Annotated in this window: 1 protein-coding gene; it reads right to left on the bottom strand. The window is 36.3% G+C overall.

Features of this window, described 5'->3' with window-relative positions; all coding sequences use genetic code 11:
• Positions 1-152 precede the first annotated feature (152 nt).
• Positions 153-1,466: leucine-rich repeat domain-containing protein (locus PQO00_RS20260; RefSeq protein ID WP_274186677.1), on the bottom strand; the 1,314-nt coding region annotated here is incomplete at its 5' end.

Genomic DNA, 1,466 nt, shown 5'->3' with positions numbered 1-1,466 from the left:
CTGACGGTTCATGCTTTTTTGTTAAAAAATCAGAGGTTGCTGTATTGTCGGTTTTTAACCATAACAGGTAATGACGTGATTTAAACTTTTTCAATAAAAAAACCGCTTTTAATCATAAAAAAGCGGCTTTTAAAACTAAGTTAATTAGTCACCTACTCAATAATAAACTTCTTGCTCATTGTTCCTTTATCGAAACTTAAAACGGCTATATACATCCCGCTGGAGAGCCTATCTACAGCGACTTTATCTGCTGTGCCCTTAAGGATGTTAACACCTAGGATATTATAAATCGCATAGGCTTTTAAATTTGCCTGAGTGCTTTGTATCTTTAAATAAGAATCTTTAAGAATTAAGTGTACAGATGTATTTAAGTCCTTATCGGTTATACTTAACGTCTCATCATCTTCGGTGATCGATTTAAAACCTGTCCAACCTGCTGCCTCATAGGCTTCTTTAGTGCCCTCTGGTATCATTAATGCGATTTCTTCTCGATTTCCAAATGTATCTGATAAAATCGTTGCTGGTGTCATGCCTTTTGCCATAACCTTTTCTAAGGCATTACCTCTAAAAGCTTCATCACCAATTGCAGTGACACTATTGCCAATGGTGACACTTGTTAACCCATTATGTAAAAAAGCTCTATAACCAATAGTCGTGACACTATTACCAATGGTTACGCTTGTTAAGGCATTATAAGCAAAAGCATAATCTTCAATGGCTGTGACATTATATGTTATGCCTTGATAAATTATTGCTTCTGGGATTTCAATAGCGCCTGTTGCCTTGGGTGATTGTATTACTATAGCACTTGCTTCTCCTGTTTTTACATAATTCACATTATCTTGCGTAAACGTTTCTACTGGCTGATCTTGAAAACCGGTCCAACCTGAATTTATATAATCCTGTTTAAGGCTTTCCGGAACATTTAGATATACAATAGCGCGATTGCCAAAACTAGTGTCTTCTATACTTGCTGGAATAGCACTTTGAACAATAACTTCTGTTAAGGGATTTTTATCAAAAGCCCCATAGCTAATAGCAGTGACACTATCTGGAATGGTGACACTTGTTAAATTATTGTAAGAAAAAGCTCCTCGACCAATAGCTGTAACACCACTATTAGCAATGGTAACACTTGTTAAGGCATTATGAGCAAAAGCATCAAAACCAATATCTGTGACACTATCTGGAATGACAACACTTGTTATGGCGTTATTTCTAAAAGCATAAGCACCAATTGCCGTAACACTATTACCAATGGTTACACTTGTTAAAACATTATCATAAAAAGCTCTAGAACCAATAGAAGTGACATTATCTGGAATGGTAACACTTGTTAAGCCATTACCTGCAAAAGCCTCATCGCCAATTACAGTAACACGATATATTATGTCTTCATGGGTTACTGTTTCTGGTATATCAATAGCGCCTGTTGCAGTTGGGGATTCTTTGATTTCTACTGTGGG

Origin of the sequence: Flavivirga sp. 57AJ16 (genome assembly GCF_028736925.1) — a bacterium.
GTDB lineage: Bacteria > Bacteroidota > Bacteroidia > Flavobacteriales > Flavobacteriaceae > Flavivirga.
This window is presented reverse-complemented; position numbering and strand designations above follow the sequence as displayed.